The following is a 20,558-nucleotide window of genomic DNA, read 5'->3' on the forward strand; positions in this document are numbered from 1 at the left end:
GTACGCAATTTTTCTGCCATCAGTAGCGGCATTGATGGTATCTATCCCCTGCCCTCCGTCAAAAATGGCGGACCGCCGAACACCTCCTCCCATACCCTAGATACGGGGGCGAGTCAGAGTACAGGCAACGAGGTGAACGGTAACACTAAAGGGCAGTTATGAGCGAGGAGCAGAAGTTCGCAACTCCAACAACGACATAACTAACATCGGGGTATCTTCACCAACAGGGAGCAGATCAACTCAACAAACTCATTAATGCAATTGACATCCATTCTCATCTATTATTATCTGCACATCGCACGATCCATGGCTGCTGCAACAAGGGAGGTCGTCAGTGCTACTGGCTATCAGGTACGTCTTTGCTTCATGTCCCCTTCGTATTACCGCGCTCATCGCCGTTGTATTGCTTCAGGGGCTGATACCGGCCCTCAACGTCTTTATGACCGGCCAGATCATCAATACGCTGCATGCAGCGCAAACCACCGACGGCGAGCTGATGCTGAACGTCGCAGTTTGGTGTGTCTCACTCCTCGGCATGCAGCTGATGCAGCCCCTGGTCAATCTTGTTCAGGGGGATGTCACAGAGATTTCAACCAATTACTTCAGCGCTAAGATCATGCGCCGCATGAATGACTCCTTTTCCCTGAGCCTGTTTGATAACAAGGCGCGTTACGAGCAGCTGGAATATTTGAAAAAAGAAGCCGCCTATCGGCCGCTTAATTTCATCATCTGTATCATTTACGTCATCCGGGCAATCATCATGGCCGGCAGTTTGCTGCTGGTTCTGCTCAACTATTCAGGAGCAGGAGCGGCGATTTGCGCGCTCTCCGCCATACCGATGATCGTTATCAATATACGTATTCAGCAGAGATACGTGCGGGACTTATTCCTCACCTCTAAAGATGCGATTGCGATGCGCTACGTATATGGCGTTAGCATGGACAAGAGTTTTTTGCAGGAGATCCGGCTGTACGGCCTTGGAAAATATCTGCTGAATAAATTTAACGTATCTGCCCGCCATACCTACTCACGGATGCACAAACAGCGCATTCGCGCGCTCATCGCGCCCGTGCCAGCTATGGTGCTGAGCCTGGCGATGCTGTTCGGCGGAGTAACGCTGTTTTTAAGCAACTTGCGCACCAGCGATATTGCCGTGGGCGCGCTGGTGATGGTGTTCCAGTCTATTGTGATGATGAAATCGCACCTCGACGAGATAGCCAACTATGGTTCAAATCTCGTCAGCATGAGCAGTTTTTTCACTCACTATCATTCGTTTATGACGGATAAGATCGAACCGGTGAAAAACGGCCATCTTACCCTACCCGCCGAAACGCCCTTTGCACTCAGCATTCAAAACCTCCGGTTTCAGTATGAGGGGCGTAATCATCCCGCTCTGAATGGGGTTAACCTTGAAATTGCCCCCGGCGAGAAGGTCGCCATTCTCGGTGATAACGGCAGCGGCAAAACAACGCTGGTTAAAATGATTCTGCGCATGTACGCCTTCAGTGAGGGGGCGGTGTCGGTGTCAGGCGTGCCGATCGACAGGCTGGATATTGAAAGCTATCGGAATCAGATCGCCACCGTGTTCCAGGATTACGGAAAATATGAGTTCACGGTGGGCGAAAACATTGCCCTGAATCATTACGACGCTGAGACCCCATCACCCGCGGTTGATGAATTGCTGAAACAGGTAGGGTTCCCGTATGACCAGCACACCCGGCTGGGCAAGCAGTTCGGCGGCGATGAGCTCTCCACGGGACAGTGGCAACGGCTGGCGATTGCGCGAGCGCTATACCGAAAGGCCAGTTTGTTTATTTTTGATGAGTTCTCTTCATCGCTCGATCCCGAAACCGAGCATCGGCTATTTAATGACATTCTCGCCCTCAACACGACGGTCCTCGCCGTGACGCACAGGCTCGGTAACATCAAAGAATTCGACCGGATTATCGTGATGTCTGCCGGAAAGGTCATCGAAAATGGCGACTTCACCGCGCTAATGAGCCAACGAGGAAAATTTTACGACATGTGGCATGCGCAGTTTAAATCGGTGATGGCTCAGGCGGTTTAATTCTACGGGAGTCGTACGCGGGTACTTTGTACGTTGCTGCAGATGTCACTCCGCCAAAGCTAACATTATTATCCCCTGGCGTATGGCGGACATACCGGAAATCGAGCAAGGCGATGGCTTCGCAGCCGAAGTGTGCTTAAATCAACCTGCGGCGCCATCGAAGCCAATACGTTGAAATCAGCAATCTGGAGGTAAGTTTGCAGCTTGAAACCAGGCGTTTACGTCTTAGACCGGTAGTTGCATCAGATGTAGCCGATCTATTCAGGATATATGGCGACCCTGCCACGAACCAATTCAATCCGGCTGGACCTTATCCAGATATTCAACATGCGCAGGCGGTTTTGCATCGATGGATAGACCATTGGGTCGCCAATGGTTTTGGTAACTGGGCAATATCCCTTCTCGACAGCCCTGAAGATATCATTGGCTTCGGTGGGCTGAGTATCCTCAGCTATGCCGATAAGCCGTTCAATAATCTGGGGTATCGGTTTGCAACTGAAGCATGGGGAAAAGGACTGGCGACGGAGTTTGCTGAATATGCCGTAAGGTATGGGTTTGAGGTAATTAAACTTGCAGAAGTTAATGCTGTTGTAAGAGCAAACCATCTGGCATCGCAAAAGGTTCTGCAAAAGGCAGGTCTGAGCTACATCAGAGATATAGATGATGTCAAAGACGCCCCTCCCAGCATGCTATATGCTCTTCTTTTTGATGACTGGCATATAAGTAAAAGCATGCCAGGTTGATAAACTGACAGACCGTATTGTGAATGCAGCTATAAGAATAAGTCACTTGCCAATTGCTCTCAATTACATCACTTAGCGGCACTGCAGGATAAGGCGATTTTTAAGACAATCAATTAATCTAAAGCCCCTTAACGACGATGACTGAGATTAGCAAACTATGACAATTCAAACACCGCAGGCAGTAACGGAAGCTTTTTTTCATCGTATAGCCACCGCAGAAGATGTGAATGAAATAGCTGAATTGGTTAGTGAAAATGTAGACTGGCTGGTCGCCGGGAATACTCAGGTAGTCCCCTGGATTGGCCGCAAACACGGCAGAAAGGGTGTAGCCGAATTCTATGCGCAAATCCGCTCACAGATTTCATCAGAACATTTTGAAATCAAAGATATCCTTATCAAAGATAAGCATGTAGTGGCTATCGGCGAGCTTGCATCACGCGTTAAAAAAACGAACAAGCTGATTGAAACCGAGTTTGCACTCGATATGCACATTGAAAATGGTCTTATTACCCGTTTTCGCATGTTCGAGGATAGCTACGCAGTTTCCGAAGCCTGTCTTTGATTTGTAGATATCCTTGTTCCCTTCAGACATCCATTCAAACGAGCGTGCAGCGAACTTTTTCGTTATTGAGAGTTCGCTGACTTAATACCGCATTCAATACTGGCCTGACCCTTGTTCAATTATACCTGCTTACATCCGCTCCGGGTACGAAGCGGATGTGAGTGCTGTTGGTCAGTTGAGAGCGAGGAGCGGAAGTTGGAAATTGAGTTGCCTCGGATATTGCTAGCATTGCCGTCTGTTAGTAAACGGAGAGTAGGTCACGTTTTGCCATTCCGATCGGTCCGTTTTTAAAGAATGAATGAGCAATGATTCAACTGTACCAGGCTGGAGCAAGCCTGATTTTTTCCCATTCTTCAGGGTCATGACCGGGTATTAATATCGCGTTATATCGCTCGGTAAGCTGGCGTAGCTTTTGGACAGACTGAGCGACATCAGTGGCTGACGTCATCAGGCCAGGGAGCGCCCTCTCATGGTAATGATCTAAGGTGTAAGCCGCGTCAATCGCTAGCGTAAAATTTGTACCGCTGGGTAATCTGATAAGAAAAGATTGATGCCCGGGTGAATGCCCTGGCGTGAAAATGCACTGTAACGTGCCATCACCGTAAAGGTCATAGTTATCCTCAGACAACCCGTTTAGAAAAAGCCAGTTGAGTTCAGGATGATCGTAATCGAATCGGCAATAAGCTCCAGATGTAAACCAGTCAGGAGCAAAGGCATATTCATACTCTCGCCTCTGAACCACATGAGTGGCATGTGGGAAACGACCAATCGCGCCGGTATGATCAGAGTGCAAATGGGACAGTACCACGTAGCGGATATCTTCTGGGGCGACGCCAATCCTTTTAAGCTGTTCCAGGCAGCCCTGCTCTTCTGACATCACCGGTTTAAACTGCTCTATAGCACTTCCCCAATAGGCACAGGGGTCTTTCAATCCTTCGACAGCCAGACCACCGTCAATCAGGGTAAAACCATCCGAATGTGTCAGAAGGAACCAAGGGACCGGAATTTCATAACTCTCTCCCACTCCCTGATTCATCCGAATATGGTGATATTTACAATGCTGCGTTCCTGACTGGAACATGAAAAGTTTGATATCTGACATAATTATCTTCCACTAATAAATCAACAAAATAGATTCATATTTTGCTTAACTCTTATTTGAGCGTTGAGTTTTCATCATCTCGCAGAAGAACAGTAGATGCCTGTATCGAATTACTTTTATCGGTAAAACCAATATAATCGCTAAATGGATCTCTTCTCAGCAATGCGCATATTCATCAGGGTGGTTGAACGGGGCAGCATGTCGGCTGCAGCCCGCGATCTCGGCATTGGCCAACCCGCCGTCAGTGAAAGAATAGAAAAACTGGAAGCACATCTTGGTACGCGTTTGCTAAGGCGCAACACGCGGAGCATGTCTCTGACGCAGAGCGGTAATTTGTTTTATGAGAGAAGCAAAGCGGCGATTCAGGCGGCAGAGCACGCTCTTTCTGTGAATGAAGAAAATCAGGGGCTGCAAGGCAAAATCCGTATTGCGGCGCCTTATTCTGCCGGTGAAAGCTTACTGATGCCTGCACTGTTACAGCTTCAGAACGAACATCCGGGGCTGCAGGTCGATGTCATTTTTAACGACCGTGTCATCGATCCTGTCACTGAGGGTGTGGATTTATCATTGAGGCTAGGAGAGGTCTCAGAAGGATTTTTTGTCGCACGTCCACTTGGTAGCGTACGCAGAGTGTTACTGGCCTCCCCTGCTTTGCTGGCTAAAATGGGTTATCCGCACTCTCCAGATGCGCTGGCTGATTATCCATTTGCCGCTGTTTCTGGCGTATTTGCCAGTCATCGCATTCCATTGCTCACCTCTGAAACCCAACTCATTAATGTTCCCGTCAACGTTAAATTTCAGTCCACGCACTGGCGAAGTGTCCTCTCCTATTTATTAGCTGGACACGCCATTGGTGTTTTGCAATTTCCGGTTTGCATAAACGAAATCGAAAAGGGAGCGCTAATCCCCCTTTTAAACCACTACCAGATCCCGCCTTTTAGTGCCTGGTTGCTCCATCCACCGGCGGGCATGATGTCATATGAAACGCGAATTTGCGCATCTCTGCTGGAGGGTTATCTCAGAGAGTCTCTGCTTGAGTTGATGTGATACGAATAACGTCCGCTTCTGGCGCATAGGTGACCGTCATATTACGTTCAACTCAGATCATCAACGGCTTCAGTCCCCTTCCCTCCTGCGTCATATTTGCCACAAAAAGTCATTGCCTCATCCATGACTAACCTACTAATAAATATTCAAAATATGAACCCGGCAAACTCTATGCGTGGCAGAGCAGGAGCATTGTCGATGCCAAACGGCCTCCTGCCCTGGCTGACGCTACCGTCCGAACTCGAATACTGGCCGGGTAGCTACAGCGCCAACGCGATGGATTCGATCAGCGTCCGCAGCCACTTCTGCGCCTGGTGGCCATCGCTTCGACGATGCCAGATCAGATGAAAAACGATCTCGGGCAAAGCAACCGGCGGCGGGAAAAAGGCCAGCTGTCTTCCAGCCGGAGATTGAAGCGCGACCCGCTTCATGACGGTTGCCGTCATACCGGTGCGGGCCACGATGGCCGGTAGGGCGAACATGTGAGGAAGCGTTAGCGCGAGCGTGCGCCGCTGGCCCAGCTGGGCCAGTGCCTGATCCACGAGACCATGTCGCTGACCCTCCGGCGAGGCGAGCGCATGGGGAAGTGACAAATAGGTCTTCATATTCATACCGCGTCTTGCTGCGGGATGCTTACTTGCGATGATGGTGACGAATTCGTCACGCAGGATCGGCCGCGTCAGGATGCGGCCATCGGAATGCGTAGGCGGCACGCCAATGGCAGCATCGATCGCTCCGGCATCAAGCAGGTCCACCGCATGGTCACGGTCGTTAAAGGCATGCACATTGACCGAAATACCGGGCGCCTGTTCTGCGAGCGCCTCTAACAATGCGGGCAGCACCACGAACGCCGGATAGTCTGGCAGACCCAGGTTGACCGTCAGCTTTGCTTCCGCCGGAACGAAATCCGGCTTCCTGACCAGAGTGGCTTCGAGCTGCCGCAATGCCTGTGAAATGGGCTCGGCCAACTCGCGCGCGCGCGGCGTCGGCAGCAGGCCTTCGGCGCTGCGCAAAAACAACGGATCGCCTAACAGCTTTCGTAGCCTGGACAGGGCTGCGCTCATGGCTGGTTGACTCACCCCAACCCGGGTGGCGGCTCGCGTCACATTACATTCGCTCATCAGCGCGTCAAAGGCGGCGAGCAGATTCAAATCAATGCCATGAAAATCCATAAATCAAATAATCCATTATACCGTTTATTTGTTAGACGGATTTTATCATCGAGCAGATACTCTCGTCACTCTTAAGCAATCGCACGTAACCGCAACCCAACCAAGGTGACCCATGAATACAGAGAGTCCTGAACTCACCGAACGCCTGCGCATTGAGCGCCTGGCCGTAGAAACGCTCTATCGCGCCTTCAGCGAAAAGAATCCCGACCTGGTTGATACCGTACTGGCGCCGCAGTGGGACGACATCCCGCTTGCGCCGAATCAAGGCCCTGGGCCGGAAGGTATCAAGCCAATCATCCGCAGCTTCGGCGAGGCTTTTCCCGATGTACATATTGCCATCCACGACATGATTCAGGTGCCCGGCCGGATCGGCGTGCGTGCAGAGATCGGCGGTACGCATCAGGGAGAATTTTTCGGCATCGCCCCGACTGGCAAGAAGATAAGTTTTCGACTGCATGAATTTCACACGCTGAGCGACGGCCTTGTCACCACCACCTGGCATATGGAGGACTGGTTCGGCCTGTTCATTCAGCTCGGCCAGTTCCCGGCTCAATCCTGATCGTATTGAAGACGAGGTTCATCATGAAAGCAGCGTTAATCAAGCGTTTTGGCGGCCCGGATGTCGTCAGCATCGGCGAAGCACGCGTACGCGATCTGCAGCCGGATGAGGTTATGGTTCGCATTGAGGCGACAGGCATCAATCCGCTGGACGTAAAAATTATTGCAGGCTACCTGCAACAGGTTTTCCCGATCGATTTTCCCTACGTACCAGGCACCGATTTTAGCGGCGTCATCGAAGCCATCGGTGCACGGGTCACGCAGCTGCAGCCGGGAAATCGCGTGTTTGGTCGCAGCATGCCTGACTCCGGCGGCGCAATTGCGCAGCACATTGTCATAACTGCTGCCGACCTGTGCATCATGCCAGCGGCCATGAGCTTCGAGCAGGCGGCCGCTCTCCCGACCGCGTTCGGTACGGCCCGTCAGGCGCTCTTTGATGTTGGCCGCCTGCAGCGTGGACAGCGCGTGCTGATCCATGCCGCAGCGGGTGGCGTGGGCAGCATGGCAATTCAGCAAGCACATCTGGCCGGCGCATACGCGATCGGCACCACCTCGGGTGCAAACGTCGAGCTGGTGAAAAGCCTGGGAGCGGACGAAGTCATCGACTACCGCACGCAAGACTTTTCGTCATTGCGCGACATCGATCTTGTCCTCGACACCTTAGGCGGAGAGACGCTTGAAAAATCATGGTCGGTACTGCGTCAAGGCGGCCGTATCGTGAGCTTAGTGGCGTTCGACATTCAAGGCAGAGACGGGATGGCAGGCGAGTCCGTGTTTTTCACCAGCGCCACGCCTTATCTTCCGGAAGCGAGCAATCAGTTTCAGGCCGGCCATCTCCAGATTGTGACCGATACGATTTTCCCGCTGGAAGACGCTCGGGCTGCGCTGGAAAAAGTAGCGACAGGCCACGTGCGCGGGAAAGCGTTAATCAGGACGCGCAGCTAAACCCGAACTCCCTCGGACATTCGATACTACCCAAGCAGGAGCTACCCCATGACACAAGAAATAGAAAACTCGCAGCAGGTCGTGCTGGTGACTGGTGCCGGCTCTGGCATCGGTCGCGCGATTGCCCTGTCGCTTGCACGTGCAGGTCATCAGGTTTACGCCAGTATGCGTGAGATTCGGCAAAAGAATCGCGAACGTGCCGATGCGCTATTGGAACTTGCGCAAGAGGAGAACCTTTCACTGGATGTGGTTGAGCTTGACGTTCTGTCCGAGGTTGCCTGTCAGGCGGCGGTCAACCAAATTCTCGCAAGGGAAGAGCGAATCGACGTGGTGGTAAACAATGCCGGGATGTTGATGACAGGTATTGCCGAAGCGTTCTCGGTACAACAGTTTGCGCGTATTATCGACACTAACGCCCTCTCCTGGCTGCGCGTTAATCGCGCAGTTTTACCGGCAATGCGCCGGCAAGGATACGGTCTTCTGATGTACGTGGGGAGTACGACTACCCGCCTGCATGAACCTTTCCTTGGCCCCTATATTGCCAGCAAAGTTGCGGGTGATGCGATAGCCGAGATCATGGGTATGGAGGTGCGCCCCATGGGCATTGAGAGCGTCATCCTGGTTCCGGGTGCGTTTACGTCGGGAACCGAGCACTTCGAGCATTCCAGTGCCCCCGAATACCTCTCAATCGAGCAGCAGTATAAAGATTTGCCGAATCGAATAACGAGCCTGGGCGATCGGCTTAGTGCGATTGATGCGGCCAACGGAGGAGCATTGAATGTCTCGGCGGTAGGTCAAACCGCTGTCGATGTGCTGGCTCTACCCCGCGGCAAACGTCCATTCCGCGCGGTTATTGACGGCCAGCGTAAGGGTACGGAAGCGGTGGATGCGGTTTACCATGAGAAACAGGCGGCCTTCCTGCGTCAAATGGGGCTAGAAGATTTGACTCCACCCGCGCCATCAGGCGCAGTTTAATAACCCACAAACCAATATCTGAGGCTCGATTATGATTGTGAGAATGCTACTGCTGCCCAAATACTTCCATGCAATTTCACCATATATTATTTCAAGCACGTAAAGGCGAACGTGATGTTCGTGACAGGGGTCATGAACATACGCCATTAAAAACACTTAATAGCCGGTTAGATCAGTAATCACTTCAACCTATAGCTATTAATTCCCGCATTGAAAAGTAAATCATTATAGACGCTAAAACCGTTGAAAGTTTTATTAAAAAAATTAAACACCACGTTGTTTGGCCCTTCTACAGGAGTGCCTTCAAAATAGGCATGACTGTCCCCGACAATTCCAGTAAAATTTATATAAACACCTTGCCTGGAATCCAGGTTGTGCAGATAATGACCAAGGCGAGGTAACTGTTCCTCCCCTACTTTAGCGCGAGACCAGCGTAATGCTTTATCATCCTCATTTAATGTAATATACACCGATTTACGGCATGGTATTTTATCAACCCAATCCTTATGCCCTTCATTATTAGTATCAGCAGCAACCAGAATGACATTATCAAAAAGTAATTCATGAGCTTCTGAACTTTTTGGGAAAAGAGTATACTGGTAAAGATAATTCCCCATGCTATGAACCATCATGTTAACTGAGATCGTACAGTTATTTTCTTGTAACTCCATTGTTAACTCATTGCGTTTTTCCGCAGATATTTTATTACCTAATTTTTTATCTACTTTTTTATTGATTTCAACTTTTACTTTTTCAACATGTTCTCTAAATAAATAAGACATTCTTCCGAGGGCGCGCTCCAGCGCTCCGGTCGAAGCTCGAGCATCTTTCTTGTCACTCATATAAGATGTGGTTCCCCAAACCCCACCCCCATTAGCAGGCCAGGAAAATGCCAGGACTTCTACACTGTATAATTGTTCCAGTCGGTTAGCTCTTTCCAAGACCTCCTCCATGTTATTGTTATATCCATGAACAAAGAAAAGTAGATTTTTCTTCTCGGCCTGTAATTTTTTAAATAAAATACTGGCTACGTAATCACTGGCGAAATACACCCTACCGGTTTCATTAAGCTCTGCATCTGTTTTCATTTTTTCCGTTGCTTTATCCGGAAGGATATTAACCGTCCAATTATCACCATTCTTCTCTACAGATACTAAACGCAACTCGTTTGGTCCCGATTCATTGGGGGTCTGGCCAAAGGCCTTAGTACCTTTACCGCTGACATTAAGTTTTCTATTGGTTACAATAAACATGTTATATATCCTTACTGATTAATCATCATTAATGAATAAATTACACAATACTGTAATTACATATTCTAACTGGCAGATAAAGCAGAGGTATAATAACTGCGCACCAACCTCACAGCGATCCTAAGAATTACGCTCCCCGGTTGGCTATATAATAATCCAGAAGCAATTCAAAAGCTTTACATTTTTGCAACGTGTTATTTAGAGAATGTTCTACTCAGTGCTTTAAGATCCCTAATTCTATCCAGCTGATCGTGCCAGTATGAGCTTCCTGCAGCGGCGCCCAAACCACCAACTAAAATGTTAAAAAGTGAGTTATTTAATTCTGATGTTACACTTTTAACTCCCTGAGAAGAAGGTGTATTGGTAAGTATTTCTAAAATATAAAAATGAGTTTTCCATACAATTAAACAACCAATAATGGCAGAAAGGGTTCGCAGTATAAATATTCTGGTACTTTCACTTGCCTCTAGCCGTTTCTTAATTTCAGCCGTTATTATCCCTAGCTCTGCCGTGACTTTTTCTTTATTGTTTACATTATGCGAAAGTTCGACATCCAGTTTTTTAAGTTGATCTATTTCAGTTTTTACCTTACCCCCTAACTGCTGTGCTGCACTTTTAACCAGCGCTATTTTTGAATTCAATCCTGCGTTATCAGAGCTTATGTCATTCGATAATTTAAGGACATCTTCCACGGAGTATTTGCCCTTTAAAAAGGTAATCCCGACAGACTCCAGCATGCCTCGAAACATTTCAAGGATAGCTTCAACCGCGGTTGCCAGAACAAGAAACATGAAAAAGAGCATACCGAGTACTGTCAGGGACGCTTCCATTACACACCTCGCTTAACAATTCTGTATTAATAACGGAATTACAACACCAGGAGTATCAGACAAATTCTCATCAAACATTCAGATTTAACGTTAAAATAGTTATAAACACGATGGCAGTTTTTTATTTAAGGGTTGTTATCTTTTAATTAAAAACAAAAATTATGTTCTACAACTCATCCCAGGACAGAGTCCCATCGCCCACTGCAGGTATGACAGGTTGTAGAGGTAATGCGACTACGGATGGCCAAAAACTGCCAAGCAAACGTGTTTTGGCAATGTTAGCAAAGCATACCTTATCGCTTTGGTTCCCCCCGATGATACGATAAGCCGCCGTATTCTCACCCATATAGAGGCCTACATGCCCTTTTTGTCCGCCATCACCTTGCCGTGAAAAAACCATGACAGCACCTAGCGTAGGCGTTGTGTTGACGCCAAATTTTAGCCAGTTTCTTGCTTTCAGTGGATTCGCTGGTAATGGCTCATCTGGTAGAGTGGTATTAATGCAATGTGCAATGAATAAACCACACCATGGAACTTCATCACCGTTATATGGAAGATTTAGGTCATTAGCCCATTCAAGTATCTGGACATTCGAACCAGGCCCGGGCTTTTCTGTTACACCAAATAAACGGATTGCTTCAGTTAACCAGACAAGCTCAACCGGGATAATCGTGCTTGACGGAGCAAGGGCTATTCCGGCGAACAGCTTTGATAACGTTTTGGGACCGGGAATACCATCCACCTGTAAGCCATTTTGCTCCTGAAAAATTTTAACCGCCTTGATGGTTTTTTTTCCATAGAATCCGTCAACGGGTCCGGGATCAATACCAATTTGTTTAAGGCGCTCTTGAATTTTATCTATTTTCATTCTGCAACCCTCTCAGAAAGAGTTATGAATAAAATAATGTATTGATATTTGTAAATACTGTAACAAACAGTTAAACACTACAACAAAAAAAATAAAACAGCCAAAGCCATACAAGTGACATTTTATTTTCAATATTAATTTAAATATCATAAGGTTATCATTCATGACACAGATAAAACTGTACGGGAAATCATTTAAAAAGAGTCATATATATTCCAATCCCTTTGCTTTTTAGTGGAAATTAATTATTAACTGGAACTGGCAAGGCGGCACGGCGATTAACCGGGCATTACCGGGGTACCCTGGAACCTTACTGCCCGGCCGCGTTTCATTCTACTGCCCTTGAAACGACCTGAAACTGAGTCCGTTACAGAATGATAATGCAGGAGCGATGCCTTTCTTCTGTTTCGGCATTCTCTGACTATTTTTGCAATGACGGCAGTACCTTAGCGTTTTTCCCCGTAAAGAGGCTTGCAAAATAGGCTGCTCTTGTTCAGAGCCTCTTGCCGTAACCTGCCGCAGAAAGACTCCACCGTTGGATTATTCGTGGGTATTCAGAGTCGTGAAAAGTCTATGCAGATCCCCCCCGTTCATACATCCACTTATCCAGCATTTTTTCTGCAAATTCAGAGCCGCTATCCTCCCGCTAAGCATTATCCGTCTTTTCAAGATAATGCCGCGAAAACTCTCTCATCGAAATCAGCACCGGCAGTAGAGCCATCCCCGCAGCGGTCACGCCATATTCAACGCGCGGGGGCTGTTCGCCAAAATCGGTCCTGAAGATGAGCCCGTCGCTTTCCAGCTTGCGCAGATGCTGAGTCAGCACCTTATGGGATATTTCAGGCATGCTTTTTAAGAACTGCGAGTGACGCATTCCGGGCTCGGCGCAGAGCCTGAAGAAGATCGGCAGCGTCCATTTTGCGGAAATTAATTTAACCACCCGGGTCACGTGGGCAACGGAGCCCTCTGGCCCCAGACAGCGTTCTCTTTCTTCATACTCTACAGGCACTTTTAGGTGCCTAATTGATTCGTTCATCGGTTTGTCTTCCAATGGGCTGCAATAGGGTTACAGGAGAAAAGCTATGGACCTGAAGCTTAAAGGTAAAACCGCGCTGGTAACGGGCAGCAGCAAAGGTATCGGTGAGGCTATCGCCAGAGCGCTTGCCGGTGAGGGGGCTACCGTCATTATACACGGCCGCGATCGGTCAAAAGCGGAAAGCGTCGCGAACGATATTAAAAATCAGGGCGGGCAGGCCTACTTTGTCAGCGGTGATTTGACGAGTGATGACGATGTCAGGCTTCTTTTCGATCGGGTAAATTCCTTCCCGAAAACGGTAGATATTCTGGTCAATAACGCCGGTGGTTCCGGACCCGCTGAAGAGTGGACGTCAACCCGCCCGCAAACATGGGCTGAGGGATATGATAAAAACGTCCTCTCCGCCCTGCGGGTCATCAACCATTTTCTTCCGGGGATGCGCGCTCAGGCGTGGGGAAGAGTCATTAATATTTCGAGCATGGCGGCGCTGATGCCGCCGGACAAGCGGCCAGATTATGCTGCGGCGAAGGCCGGAATGCTTGCCATGACCTCATCCCTGTCAAAGGCGGTTGCGCAAGAAGGCATCACGGTGAATACCGTTTCACCCGGCACCATTCATAGCCCCAGCCTGGACAAAGCTTTCCGGCAAACGGCTAAAAATGTCGGCCTGTCTGACAATGCGCGATGGGAAGAAGTTGAGCGCTCGGTGCTTCCCATGTTCGCCCAGGTTCCGATGGGCCGCGTGGGAACGCTTGAGGAAATAGCCGATGCCGTCACATTTCTTGCCAGCCCCCGGGCAAGCTACATTACCGGAACGAATTTAAGACTTGATGGCGGCATGTGGCCCGGACTCTAAAGGTACCGCGGGTCACAGCCCCGCTCAGCTGTTCAACGACATCGGCTTGCTGCCTCCGGGAGGCAGGCCGAATAACTTACGCACCCAGTTAAGAAACGCGCCGTAAGGCCGCCCCAGGCAAAGCATCATCAGCGCGGCGCCGAGAGTGCCTCGCACCAGCCCGCTTCCCGAAGCGCCGCTGAAGGCAATAATCAGCGCATAGATCGGCACCTGGAAACTGACCAAAGCCGCGCTGTCCCAGAGCAGTTGAGACACCCGACCGGGGCCGGCACGCCGCATCAGCCAATCCCGCCAGATGCCGTAGGGCCTTGCGACCGGAATCATCAGCGCCGCTCCCAGCAGGCGGGCGTGGAGAACCTGTTCCCAGGTCATACCGGCTATCACGCGTTCGTTAATAATGCCGGTTGTCGTGAAGAAGAGGATCAGCGCTGCGGTATCTGCAATAAATGCGGTCCGACGCATCGACCGTTCCGGGGGTTGAGGCAAATTACATTTCCTGTCGTGGTGGAGTGATTAAACGCCTTCTCATTCACCGAGAAGCCTAAAACTATAGCATACGGGCATAATCCGTGACCCGCCCTGCTATCCGCTGCCCCGCTTGCCCCATTCCCCTTACAGGTTTCCCCTACCTCGGCCCCGGAGCGGCCGCCCGCGGGGGCAATAATGCCCCCTTTTCAGCTCCTCCCCTATTACCGCGCGGGCGTAAACACGCCCCGGAAGCGCATCTTGCCGGAGGCCAGGCGCTCGTAGGCTTCCGCAGCCTGATCCAGCGAAAATGTCTCCACGATCGGCTTCACTTTGCCTTGTGCCGCCAGATCGAGCACTTCACTCAGATAGTGCTGCCCGCCGTGCGTTGAGCCGATGACGCGCTGGCGCATCATATGAAACGGCACGCCTTCGGAGGAGATCGAGAACGGCCGGTTAAAATCAAGCCCGCAAAGCACCACCCTGCCGTCGGCCCGCAGCCCGGTGAGCGCATCCTCAGCCGCGTTGAAGTGGTTGGTGGTGACCAGCAGCACGTCCGCGCCGCCCATTTCCCTCAGCGCTTTGCCGTTCGCCACCACATGGTCGGCCCCCAGCTGGCGGGCCAGCGCATGCTTATCCGCTGAATGGGTAACGGCAATAGTTTCAAACCCGCAGGCGCGGGAGAGCTGCAGCGCGACATGCCCCAGCCCGCCGATGCCGACAATCGCCACCTTCTCACGGGGCTGCGGCGCGGCATCGCGTAAACCGCTCCAGGTGGTATAGCCTGCGCACATCATGGGCGCCGCATCGACGTAATCCAGCCCGTCGGGCAGAAGCACGGTTCCTTCAGCCGCAATCGTAATATACTCCGCGTGGCCTCCCTGCGCGGCAAAGCCGGTGGTACGCGGCTGAACGCAGTTCATCGCCGTCTGGCCCGTCAACGGCCGGTTCTCACGACAGTATGGACAGCGGCCGCAGGACGATTGCACCCAGGTGGTTCCCACGCGATCCCCCACCACGCGCGTGTGGACCCCGGCCCCAACTTCGACAACCTCCCCGACAACTTCATGACCCGGCGTTTGCGGGTAAATGTCGCCCCCATACCCCTGTGTCGCCCACACGTCGGTGTAGCACATGCCTGAAGCATGCACTTTTACCAGCACCTGCCCGGGCTCAACCTTAGGAACAGGGAGCACCTGGACTTCCCACGGTCGGTTGGCACCGGTCATAACAATCGCTTTCATTTTCATTTGGTTATCCTTATTTCACTTGTCGTAATGAGGGAAGCAGGCGGGTGCGCGGTTACCGTCAATGGGAAACGCAAAGTTAGCGAAGCATGTTGAGTTCCTGCTATTTCGAGTCTATGGTTCGTGGATTATCAAAACAATCCACGCAATTTTTGATGTGATGATGAAAGACATTCACCAATTGAAGGGCGCTGATTTTTCAGCCTTTACCGCTTTTCTGGCCGTCGCGGTTAACCGCAGCTTTCGTGCGGCGGCGATCCAGCTGAACATGACGCCGTCGGCAATCAGCCATTCGATCAAGGTCCTTGAAAAGCGGCTGAACGTCCGGCTTTTTCACCGGACCACGCGCAGCGTCTCTCTGACCGAGGCGGGAGAGCGCCTGGTTGCCAAATTGCGTCCGGCAATGGATGCGATTGGAGATGCGCTGCAGGAACTCGATGCACATGACCAGACGCCCGCTGGAACGGTGCGGATTAACACCAGCGAGGGCGCCATTCGCCTGGTCCTGAAGCCCATCCTGGCCGGCTTTCTGGCGCGCTATCCCGGCATTCACCTCGATATCGTTAGCGACGGCAGGCTCAGCGATATCGTTGCCGACGGTTTCGATGTCGGCATCCGCCTGGCCGAGGCGGTGCCAAAGGATATGGTGGCGATTTCGCTTATGGGGCCGGTCCGCTTCGCCGCAATCGCCTCGCCCGATTATTTCAAGCGCCGCGGGCGCCCCGCCGTTCCGCAGGATCTTTATCACCACGATTGCATACGCTTTCGCTTTGACAGCGGGGCGATCTATCGCTGGGAGTTTGAACATAAAGGATTCATTGAAAAGATTAACGTCACGGGGCCGCTGACGTTGAGCGATCAGCCGATAATGGTGGAGGCGGCGATCGATGGAATCGGGATCGCCTTTGTACCCGATCACCTTGCCATGGAGGCATTGCGCGACGGCCGTCTTGAACGGGTTTTAGAGGAGTGGTGTCCGGCGTATCCCGGGCTTTGTCTTTACTATTCCGGCCATCGTCACGTTTCACCCGCCCTGCGAGCGCTGATCGATGAACTGACCCGGCGCGCTAAGCCCGAGCCGCCGGGCAAGACGGCGAATACTTAGACGCGCATACTTAATCCCATTTAAGATAATTAATCGCATGCTCAGCGCACGCCTCGCCACTGCCCGAACGGCCAGGATGTCGCACTCTGCAATGTGCAAAAAAAGATAAGAAGCGCCCGTTACGGGCGCCTCACCAGGCCGGTACAAAGATGCTGGCCGGAATATTGGCTTTGAATGGGATAAGACTATGGGTTCACAGGTATCCGCAGCGGACGATTCTCTCCTGCGGCACGGGTCGTTCGTCACCTTTTGGCTGGCGCGCACCTGTTCATCGTTTGGCTTTCAGATGTTTTCGGTTGCCGTTAGCTGGCAAATTTACGCCATCACCCACAGCGCGATGGCGCTGGGGATGATCGGCCTGATGCAGTTCCTCCCCTCAGTGCTGCTGGCCCTGCCCGCCGGACACCTCGCGGATCAGTTCGATCGCCGGCGCATCGTGCTGCTAGGCCAATTCATCGAATGGGCGGCGCTGCTCGGGCTGGTGGCGCTGACGCTGCTGCACTGGGCGGACAAAATTGAGATTTGGGGGCTGGTCTTCTTAATCTCAGTGGCAAAAGCGCTGGAGTGGCCGGCGATCACCTCGATGCTGCCGGCGCTGGTGCCGCCGCCGATCCTCGCCCGCGCGATGGCGGCCAGCTCCGTCGGGGGACAGGCGGCGGTAATTATCGGCCCAACCCTGGGCGGCCTGCTGTACGTCGCCGGTCCGGAAGTGGTCTACGGCGTCTCCGCCCTGTTCTATCTGTTCTCGATTGTGCTGGTGAGCCGGCTGCGCTACGAGCGGCCGCCGCAAACCCGCCTGCCGATGAATCTTAAGAACCTGTTTGCCGGCGTCCATTTTATCCGCGAGAGAAAAGACGTCCTGGGTGTGATCTCGCTCGATCTGTTTGCCGTACTCCTCGGCGGGGCGACGGCGCTGCTGCCGATCTTCGCCCAGGATATTCTGCACACCGGCCCCTGGGGCCTGGGGATGCTGCGCGGTGCGCCATCGGTCGGCGCGCTGCTGGTGGGCGTCTGGCTCAGCCGCAACAAGCTGGAGAAGAACGTGGGCCTGATCATGTTCGCCTCGGTGGCCGGCTTTGGTCTGGCGACGCTGCTGTTTGCGCTCTCGACGAAGCTGTGGCTCTCCCTGCTGGCGCTGGCCGCGCTCGGCGGGTTCGATATGGTGAGCATGGTCATTCGCGGCGCGCTGGTGCAGCTCGATACGCCGGATGATATGCGCGGCCGGGTGAACGCGGTGAACGCCATCTTCATCAATACCTCGAACCAGCTCGGCGAGTTTGAGTCCGGCCTGCTGGCGGCGTGGATGGGCGCGGTACCGGCCGCGGCGCTCGGCGGGATCGGCACGCTGGTGGTGGTGGCGATATGGATGACCATTTTCCCGCACCTGCGCAAACGGCAGAGGCTGGAAAATGAAGGCACCCACGGATAGCAAAGGTGCGAGGTACTTTATGCGCACAGCCGCAAACGTGCTGCCGAAATAATACTGACGCGCGCGGCTTCGGCAAAAAATCTGGCTAAGCTCTTTCTCAACGAAATAAGCGCCAGAAAAGAGATCCCGGATGCGGCAAGCGCGTCTGCGGTTATCCCCTAAAATTTAGCGCCGGCGAAAGCCGGCGCATTTATATCAGGCGCGGATATCATCGTATTCGCGGGTATTATCAAACTCGTGTTTAGCAAACGGACATAGCGGGATAATTTTACGCTGCTCGCCGCGCATTTTTTCCACCACCTTCGCCACCAGCTTTTTACCCACGCCCTGCCCTTTCAGGCTCTCGTCGACGTCGGTATGTTCAATAATGCTGAGATGCTCCCCGGTGGGGACAAAGACAATTTCGGCGACCTGATTGCCCTCGGCGTCATTGACGTAAAACTTGTTGTGGCCTTCCAGTATTTCCATCACGTCCTCACTTATTTTTGGCGATACTTCAGGGCGCCGCTCGGGCAGGTATCGATGACGCGCACGACCGTGGCGGCATCCACCTCGTCCGGCACGATCCACGGCTTACGTTTCAGATTGAAGAGCTTCGCGCTACCGCGTACGCAATTCCCCGAGTGCTGGCAGATTTCCGTATTGAAGTAGACATCGATTTTCTCTCCCCTGTAGGCGCGAAACCCCGCGTCCAGTAGTTCCTTATCCATGACATTGCCCCATTGTTTTTATTGTTCAGACCCTAAGCATAGTCCTGGCGGGGGGCGCTGACTACGGGCAGCGGCAGAAACCCTTTACCCCTATTTTCTCGGCCGCTACCGCGGTTGATGCAAAATAAATGCGTTTATATTCATCCACTATGTAAAACCTAAGCTCAACCGGCGCCAGGAATATAGGTTTTTAGTCTGCCAGGCGGCTTTTAATTACCCTTCAGGCCGATTAAACTCATTTCACAATGATATGAGCGCGCAGGTATCCTCCCTTGAATCGTATAGCGAAGCTGGCTCCGCCGGCACTATTATTAACCGCGCCTTTAATTTCCGGCTGCTCTTTATCACCGGCGATCCCGGTATTAGGCGCCGCATTTCCCGGCTGGTTCTTCTGTTTATTGGGCGGCGTATTTTTACTCATTCCCTGCCATATCCTGATCGTTCGCCGGGGCTGGCAGCCGCGATTTTCGCCGCTGGTCTTCAGCTACCTGGCGCTGATGTTCCTGTTCGCCACGATCCTGTGGTTCCTCTTCTTCGTTAACTAAGCCGCTATGACAAACTCCAGCCCAAGCGTATTACGGAAAAAGTGGCCCCTGCTGGCCCTCGTCCTCGCCGCGATCGTGGCGCTTATTGTGGTTATCTGGCAGCTCCAGACCTCGCCGGCCACCAACGACGCCTACGTCTATACCGACACCATTGACGTGGTGCCGGAGGTGAGCGGGCGGATCGTCGAGATGCCGATCCGCGACAACCAGCGGGTGAAAAAAGGCGATCTGCTGTTCCGCATCGATCCGCGCCCCTACCAGGCGATGCTCGACGACGCCAAAGCCCGGCTGACGACACTGGATGCGCAAATCATGCTGACCCAGCGCACGGTTAAGGCCCAGGAGTACAACGCCCAGTCGGTGGCCGCCGCCGTCGAACGCGCCAGGGCGCTGGTTAAGCAGACCACCTCTTCCCGCACCCGCCTCGAGCCGCTGGTGCCGCAGGGCTTTGCCTCGCAGGAAGATCTCGACCAGGCAAGAACCGCGGAAAAGGCCGCCCGCGCCGAGCTGCAGGCGACGCTGCTGCAGGCGAAGCAGGCCTCCGCCGCCGTCTCCGGCGTAGACGCGATGGTTGCCCAGCGGGCGGGGATCCTGGCGCAGATTGCGCTGGCGGAGCTGCATCTTGAATTCACCGAAGTCCACGCCCCCTTCAACGGCGTGGTGGTGGCGCTGAAAACCACCGTCGGCCAGTACGCCTCGGCGCTCAAGCCGGTGTTTACCCTAATGGATGACGACCGCTGGTACGTGATCGCCAACTTCCGCGAAACCGATCTTAAAAACGTCCGTCCGGGGGTTCCGGCGCGGGTTACCGTGATGACCAACCACGACAGAACCTTCTCCGGGGTGGTGGATTCCGTGGGCTCCGGGGTGCTGCCCGAAGGCGGGAGCGTGATTGAAGGCCTGCCGATCATCCAGAAGAGCATCAACTGGGTCCACGTTTCCCAGCGCTTCCCGGTGAAGATCGCCGTCAAAGATCCCGACCCTGAACTGTTCCGCATGGGCGCCTCCGCCAGCGCCGTGCTGCAGCCGCAGTAAGGGGACG

General features: G+C 52.6%; 22 protein-coding genes. 12 read left to right on the forward strand and 10 right to left on the reverse strand.

All coding sequences use genetic code 11. The annotated features are described in order from the left end of the window. Positions 1-334 precede the first annotated feature (334 nt). The 3 genes from EDF75_RS18945 to EDF75_RS18955 all read left to right on the forward strand — a co-directional run bounded on the left by EDF75_RS18945 (position 335) and on the right by EDF75_RS18955 (position 3,373). Positions 335-2,068, forward strand: a complete 1,734-nt coding sequence (locus EDF75_RS18945) for an ABC transporter ATP-binding protein (RefSeq protein ID WP_133600503.1) — start codon at positions 335-337, stop codon at positions 2,066-2,068. A gap of 197 nt (positions 2,069-2,265) precedes the next feature. Next, entirely contained in the window at positions 2,266-2,811 is a 546-nt protein-coding gene (locus EDF75_RS18950) for a GNAT family N-acetyltransferase (RefSeq protein WP_133600504.1), read from the forward strand. 157 nt (positions 2,812-2,968) lie between these two features. Next, positions 2,969-3,373 (forward strand): nuclear transport factor 2 family protein, encoded by a 405-nt coding sequence (locus tag EDF75_RS18955; RefSeq protein WP_133600505.1) that lies wholly within the window; start codon positions 2,969-2,971, stop codon positions 3,371-3,373. A gap of 310 nt (positions 3,374-3,683) precedes the next feature. On the opposite strand, the gene attM is transcribed toward EDF75_RS18955, so the two are convergent. Beyond that, positions 3,684-4,478 (reverse strand): AttM family quorum-quenching N-acyl homoserine lactonase, encoded by a 795-nt coding sequence (gene attM, locus EDF75_RS18960; protein ID WP_166646216.1) that lies wholly within the window; start codon positions 4,476-4,478, stop codon positions 3,684-3,686. 159 nt (positions 4,479-4,637) lie between these two features. Here attM and EDF75_RS18965 point away from each other — a divergent pair, with 159 nt between their 5' ends. Beyond that, on the forward strand, positions 4,638-5,522 hold the full coding sequence (locus EDF75_RS18965) for a LysR family transcriptional regulator (protein ID WP_076945878.1): 885 nt from the start codon (positions 4,638-4,640) through the stop codon (positions 5,520-5,522). Between the two features lie 260 nt (positions 5,523-5,782). Here EDF75_RS18965 and EDF75_RS18970 read toward each other — a convergent pair whose 3' ends face one another. Continuing rightward, positions 5,783-6,694 carry a LysR family transcriptional regulator gene (locus EDF75_RS18970; protein ID WP_076945877.1) on the reverse strand — a complete coding sequence of 304 codons (912 nt, stop codon included), beginning with the start codon at positions 6,692-6,694 and terminating at the stop codon, positions 5,783-5,785. Positions 6,695-6,806: 112 nt separating this feature from the next. On the opposite strand from EDF75_RS18970, the gene EDF75_RS18975 reads away from it, so the two are divergent. The 3 genes from EDF75_RS18975 to EDF75_RS18985 are packed head-to-tail and all read left to right on the forward strand — an operon-like array spanning position 6,807 to position 9,172. After that, positions 6,807-7,253 (forward strand): ester cyclase, encoded by a 447-nt coding sequence (locus EDF75_RS18975; RefSeq protein ID WP_133600507.1) that lies wholly within the window; start codon positions 6,807-6,809, stop codon positions 7,251-7,253. A gap of 23 nt (positions 7,254-7,276) precedes the next feature. Beyond that, a complete protein-coding gene (locus tag EDF75_RS18980) occupies positions 7,277-8,197 on the forward strand; it encodes an NADP-dependent oxidoreductase (RefSeq protein ID WP_133600508.1) in 921 nt (306 codons plus the stop codon). Between the two features lie 48 nt (positions 8,198-8,245). Beyond that, a complete protein-coding gene (locus EDF75_RS18985; RefSeq protein WP_133600509.1) occupies positions 8,246-9,172 on the forward strand; it encodes an SDR family NAD(P)-dependent oxidoreductase in 927 nt (308 codons plus the stop codon). A gap of 179 nt (positions 9,173-9,351) precedes the next feature. Here EDF75_RS18985 and EDF75_RS18990 read toward each other — a convergent pair whose 3' ends face one another. The 4 genes from EDF75_RS18990 to EDF75_RS19005 form a co-directional block, all read right to left on the reverse strand. Continuing rightward, a complete protein-coding gene (locus tag EDF75_RS18990; protein WP_133600510.1) occupies positions 9,352-10,425 on the reverse strand; it encodes an alpha/beta hydrolase in 1,074 nt (357 codons plus the stop codon). Positions 10,426-10,619: 194 nt separating this feature from the next. After that, entirely contained in the window at positions 10,620-11,255 is a 636-nt protein-coding gene (locus tag EDF75_RS18995) for a hypothetical protein (protein WP_133600511.1), read from the reverse strand. 166 nt (positions 11,256-11,421) lie between these two features. Then, positions 11,422-12,123, reverse strand: a complete 702-nt coding sequence (locus EDF75_RS19000; RefSeq protein WP_076945871.1) for an NlpC/P60 family protein — start codon at positions 12,121-12,123, stop codon at positions 11,422-11,424. Between the two features lie 646 nt (positions 12,124-12,769). Further along, positions 12,770-13,174 carry a winged helix-turn-helix transcriptional regulator gene (locus EDF75_RS19005; protein WP_208113323.1) on the reverse strand — a complete coding sequence of 135 codons (405 nt, stop codon included), beginning with the start codon at positions 13,172-13,174 and terminating at the stop codon, positions 12,770-12,772. Positions 13,175-13,205: 31 nt separating this feature from the next. Here EDF75_RS19005 and EDF75_RS19010 point away from each other — a divergent pair, with 31 nt between their 5' ends. Next, positions 13,206-14,015: an SDR family NAD(P)-dependent oxidoreductase gene (locus tag EDF75_RS19010; protein ID WP_133600512.1), complete on the forward strand. Its 810-nt coding sequence runs from the start codon at positions 13,206-13,208 to the stop codon at positions 14,013-14,015. Between the two features lie 24 nt (positions 14,016-14,039). On the opposite strand, the gene alaE is transcribed toward EDF75_RS19010, so the two are convergent. Together alaE and EDF75_RS19020 are read right to left on the reverse strand one after the other, a co-directional pair. Further along, positions 14,040-14,477 carry an L-alanine exporter AlaE gene (alaE, locus tag EDF75_RS19015; RefSeq protein ID WP_241722818.1) on the reverse strand — a complete coding sequence of 146 codons (438 nt, stop codon included), beginning with the start codon at positions 14,475-14,477 and terminating at the stop codon, positions 14,040-14,042. 227 nt (positions 14,478-14,704) lie between these two features. Continuing rightward, positions 14,705-15,730, reverse strand: coding sequence for an alcohol dehydrogenase catalytic domain-containing protein (locus EDF75_RS19020; RefSeq protein ID WP_208113324.1), 1,026 nt, complete (start codon positions 15,728-15,730; stop codon positions 14,705-14,707). Positions 15,731-15,890: 160 nt separating this feature from the next. On the opposite strand from EDF75_RS19020, the gene EDF75_RS19025 reads away from it, so the two are divergent. Together EDF75_RS19025 and EDF75_RS19030 are read left to right on the forward strand one after the other, a co-directional pair. After that, complete coding sequence (locus tag EDF75_RS19025; protein ID WP_208113326.1) at positions 15,891-16,832, forward strand: LysR family transcriptional regulator; 942 nt, start codon at positions 15,891-15,893, stop codon at positions 16,830-16,832. A gap of 187 nt (positions 16,833-17,019) precedes the next feature. Further along, positions 17,020-18,261, forward strand: coding sequence for an MFS transporter (locus tag EDF75_RS19030; protein WP_133600514.1), 1,242 nt, complete (start codon positions 17,020-17,022; stop codon positions 18,259-18,261). A 195-nt stretch (positions 18,262-18,456) separates the two neighbouring features. Here EDF75_RS19030 and EDF75_RS19035 read toward each other — a convergent pair whose 3' ends face one another. Continuing rightward, positions 18,457-18,729 carry a GNAT family N-acetyltransferase gene (locus tag EDF75_RS19035; RefSeq protein WP_041147122.1) on the reverse strand — a complete coding sequence of 91 codons (273 nt, stop codon included), beginning with the start codon at positions 18,727-18,729 and terminating at the stop codon, positions 18,457-18,459. 11 nt (positions 18,730-18,740) lie between these two features. Beyond that, positions 18,741-18,971, reverse strand: a complete 231-nt coding sequence (yjdI, locus tag EDF75_RS19040) for a 4Fe-4S mono-cluster protein YjdI (RefSeq protein ID WP_041147123.1) — start codon at positions 18,969-18,971, stop codon at positions 18,741-18,743. Between the two features lie 272 nt (positions 18,972-19,243). On the opposite strand from yjdI, the gene EDF75_RS19045 reads away from it, so the two are divergent. Both EDF75_RS19045 and mdtN read left to right on the forward strand, forming a co-directional pair. Continuing rightward, positions 19,244-19,516, forward strand: a complete 273-nt coding sequence (locus EDF75_RS19045; protein WP_133600515.1) for a YtcA family lipoprotein — start codon at positions 19,244-19,246, stop codon at positions 19,514-19,516. Positions 19,517-19,522: 6 nt separating this feature from the next. Then, positions 19,523-20,551 (forward strand): multidrug transporter subunit MdtN, encoded by a 1,029-nt coding sequence (gene mdtN, locus EDF75_RS19050; RefSeq protein WP_115191934.1) that lies wholly within the window; start codon positions 19,523-19,525, stop codon positions 20,549-20,551. Positions 20,552-20,558: the final 7 nt, after the last annotated feature.

This window comes from Klebsiella sp. BIGb0149 (assembly GCF_004362605.1).
Lineage (GTDB): Bacteria > Pseudomonadota > Gammaproteobacteria > Enterobacterales > Enterobacteriaceae > Klebsiella > Klebsiella terrigena.

Coding starts and splice junctions, on each gene's coding strand:
- EDF75_RS18955 (WP_133600505.1), top strand. CDS start 2,969: ATGACAATTCAAACACCGCAGGCAGTAACGGAAGCTTTTTTTCATCGT.
- EDF75_RS18980 (WP_133600508.1), top strand. CDS start 7,277: ATGAAAGCAGCGTTAATCAAGCGTTTTGGCGGCCCGGATGTCGTCAGC.
- EDF75_RS18970 (WP_076945877.1), bottom strand. CDS start 6,694: ATGGATTTTCATGGCATTGATTTGAATCTGCTCGCCGCCTTTGACGCG.
- EDF75_RS19030 (WP_133600514.1), top strand. CDS start 17,020: ATGGGTTCACAGGTATCCGCAGCGGACGATTCTCTCCTGCGGCACGGG.
- EDF75_RS19000 (WP_076945871.1), bottom strand. CDS start 12,123: ATGAAAATAGATAAAATTCAAGAGCGCCTTAAACAAATTGGTATTGAT.
- mdtN (WP_115191934.1), top strand. CDS start 19,523: ATGACAAACTCCAGCCCAAGCGTATTACGGAAAAAGTGGCCCCTGCTG.
- EDF75_RS18965 (WP_076945878.1), top strand. CDS start 4,638: ATGCGCATATTCATCAGGGTGGTTGAACGGGGCAGCATGTCGGCTGCA.
- yjdI (WP_041147123.1), bottom strand. CDS start 18,971: ATGGATAAGGAACTACTGGACGCGGGGTTTCGCGCCTACAGGGGAGAG.
- EDF75_RS19010 (WP_133600512.1), top strand. CDS start 13,206: ATGGACCTGAAGCTTAAAGGTAAAACCGCGCTGGTAACGGGCAGCAGC.
- EDF75_RS19020 (WP_208113324.1), bottom strand. CDS start 15,730: ATGAAAATGAAAGCGATTGTTATGACCGGTGCCAACCGACCGTGGGAA.
- EDF75_RS18985 (WP_133600509.1), top strand. CDS start 8,246: ATGACACAAGAAATAGAAAACTCGCAGCAGGTCGTGCTGGTGACTGGT.
- alaE (WP_241722818.1), bottom strand. CDS start 14,477: ATGCGTCGGACCGCATTTATTGCAGATACCGCAGCGCTGATCCTCTTC.
- EDF75_RS18975 (WP_133600507.1), top strand. CDS start 6,807: ATGAATACAGAGAGTCCTGAACTCACCGAACGCCTGCGCATTGAGCGC.
- EDF75_RS18990 (WP_133600510.1), bottom strand. CDS start 10,425: ATGTTTATTGTAACCAATAGAAAACTTAATGTCAGCGGTAAAGGTACT.
- EDF75_RS19025 (WP_208113326.1), top strand. CDS start 15,891: ATGAAAGACATTCACCAATTGAAGGGCGCTGATTTTTCAGCCTTTACC.
- EDF75_RS19035 (WP_041147122.1), bottom strand. CDS start 18,729: ATGGAAATACTGGAAGGCCACAACAAGTTTTACGTCAATGACGCCGAG.
- EDF75_RS18995 (WP_133600511.1), bottom strand. CDS start 11,255: ATGGAAGCGTCCCTGACAGTACTCGGTATGCTCTTTTTCATGTTTCTT.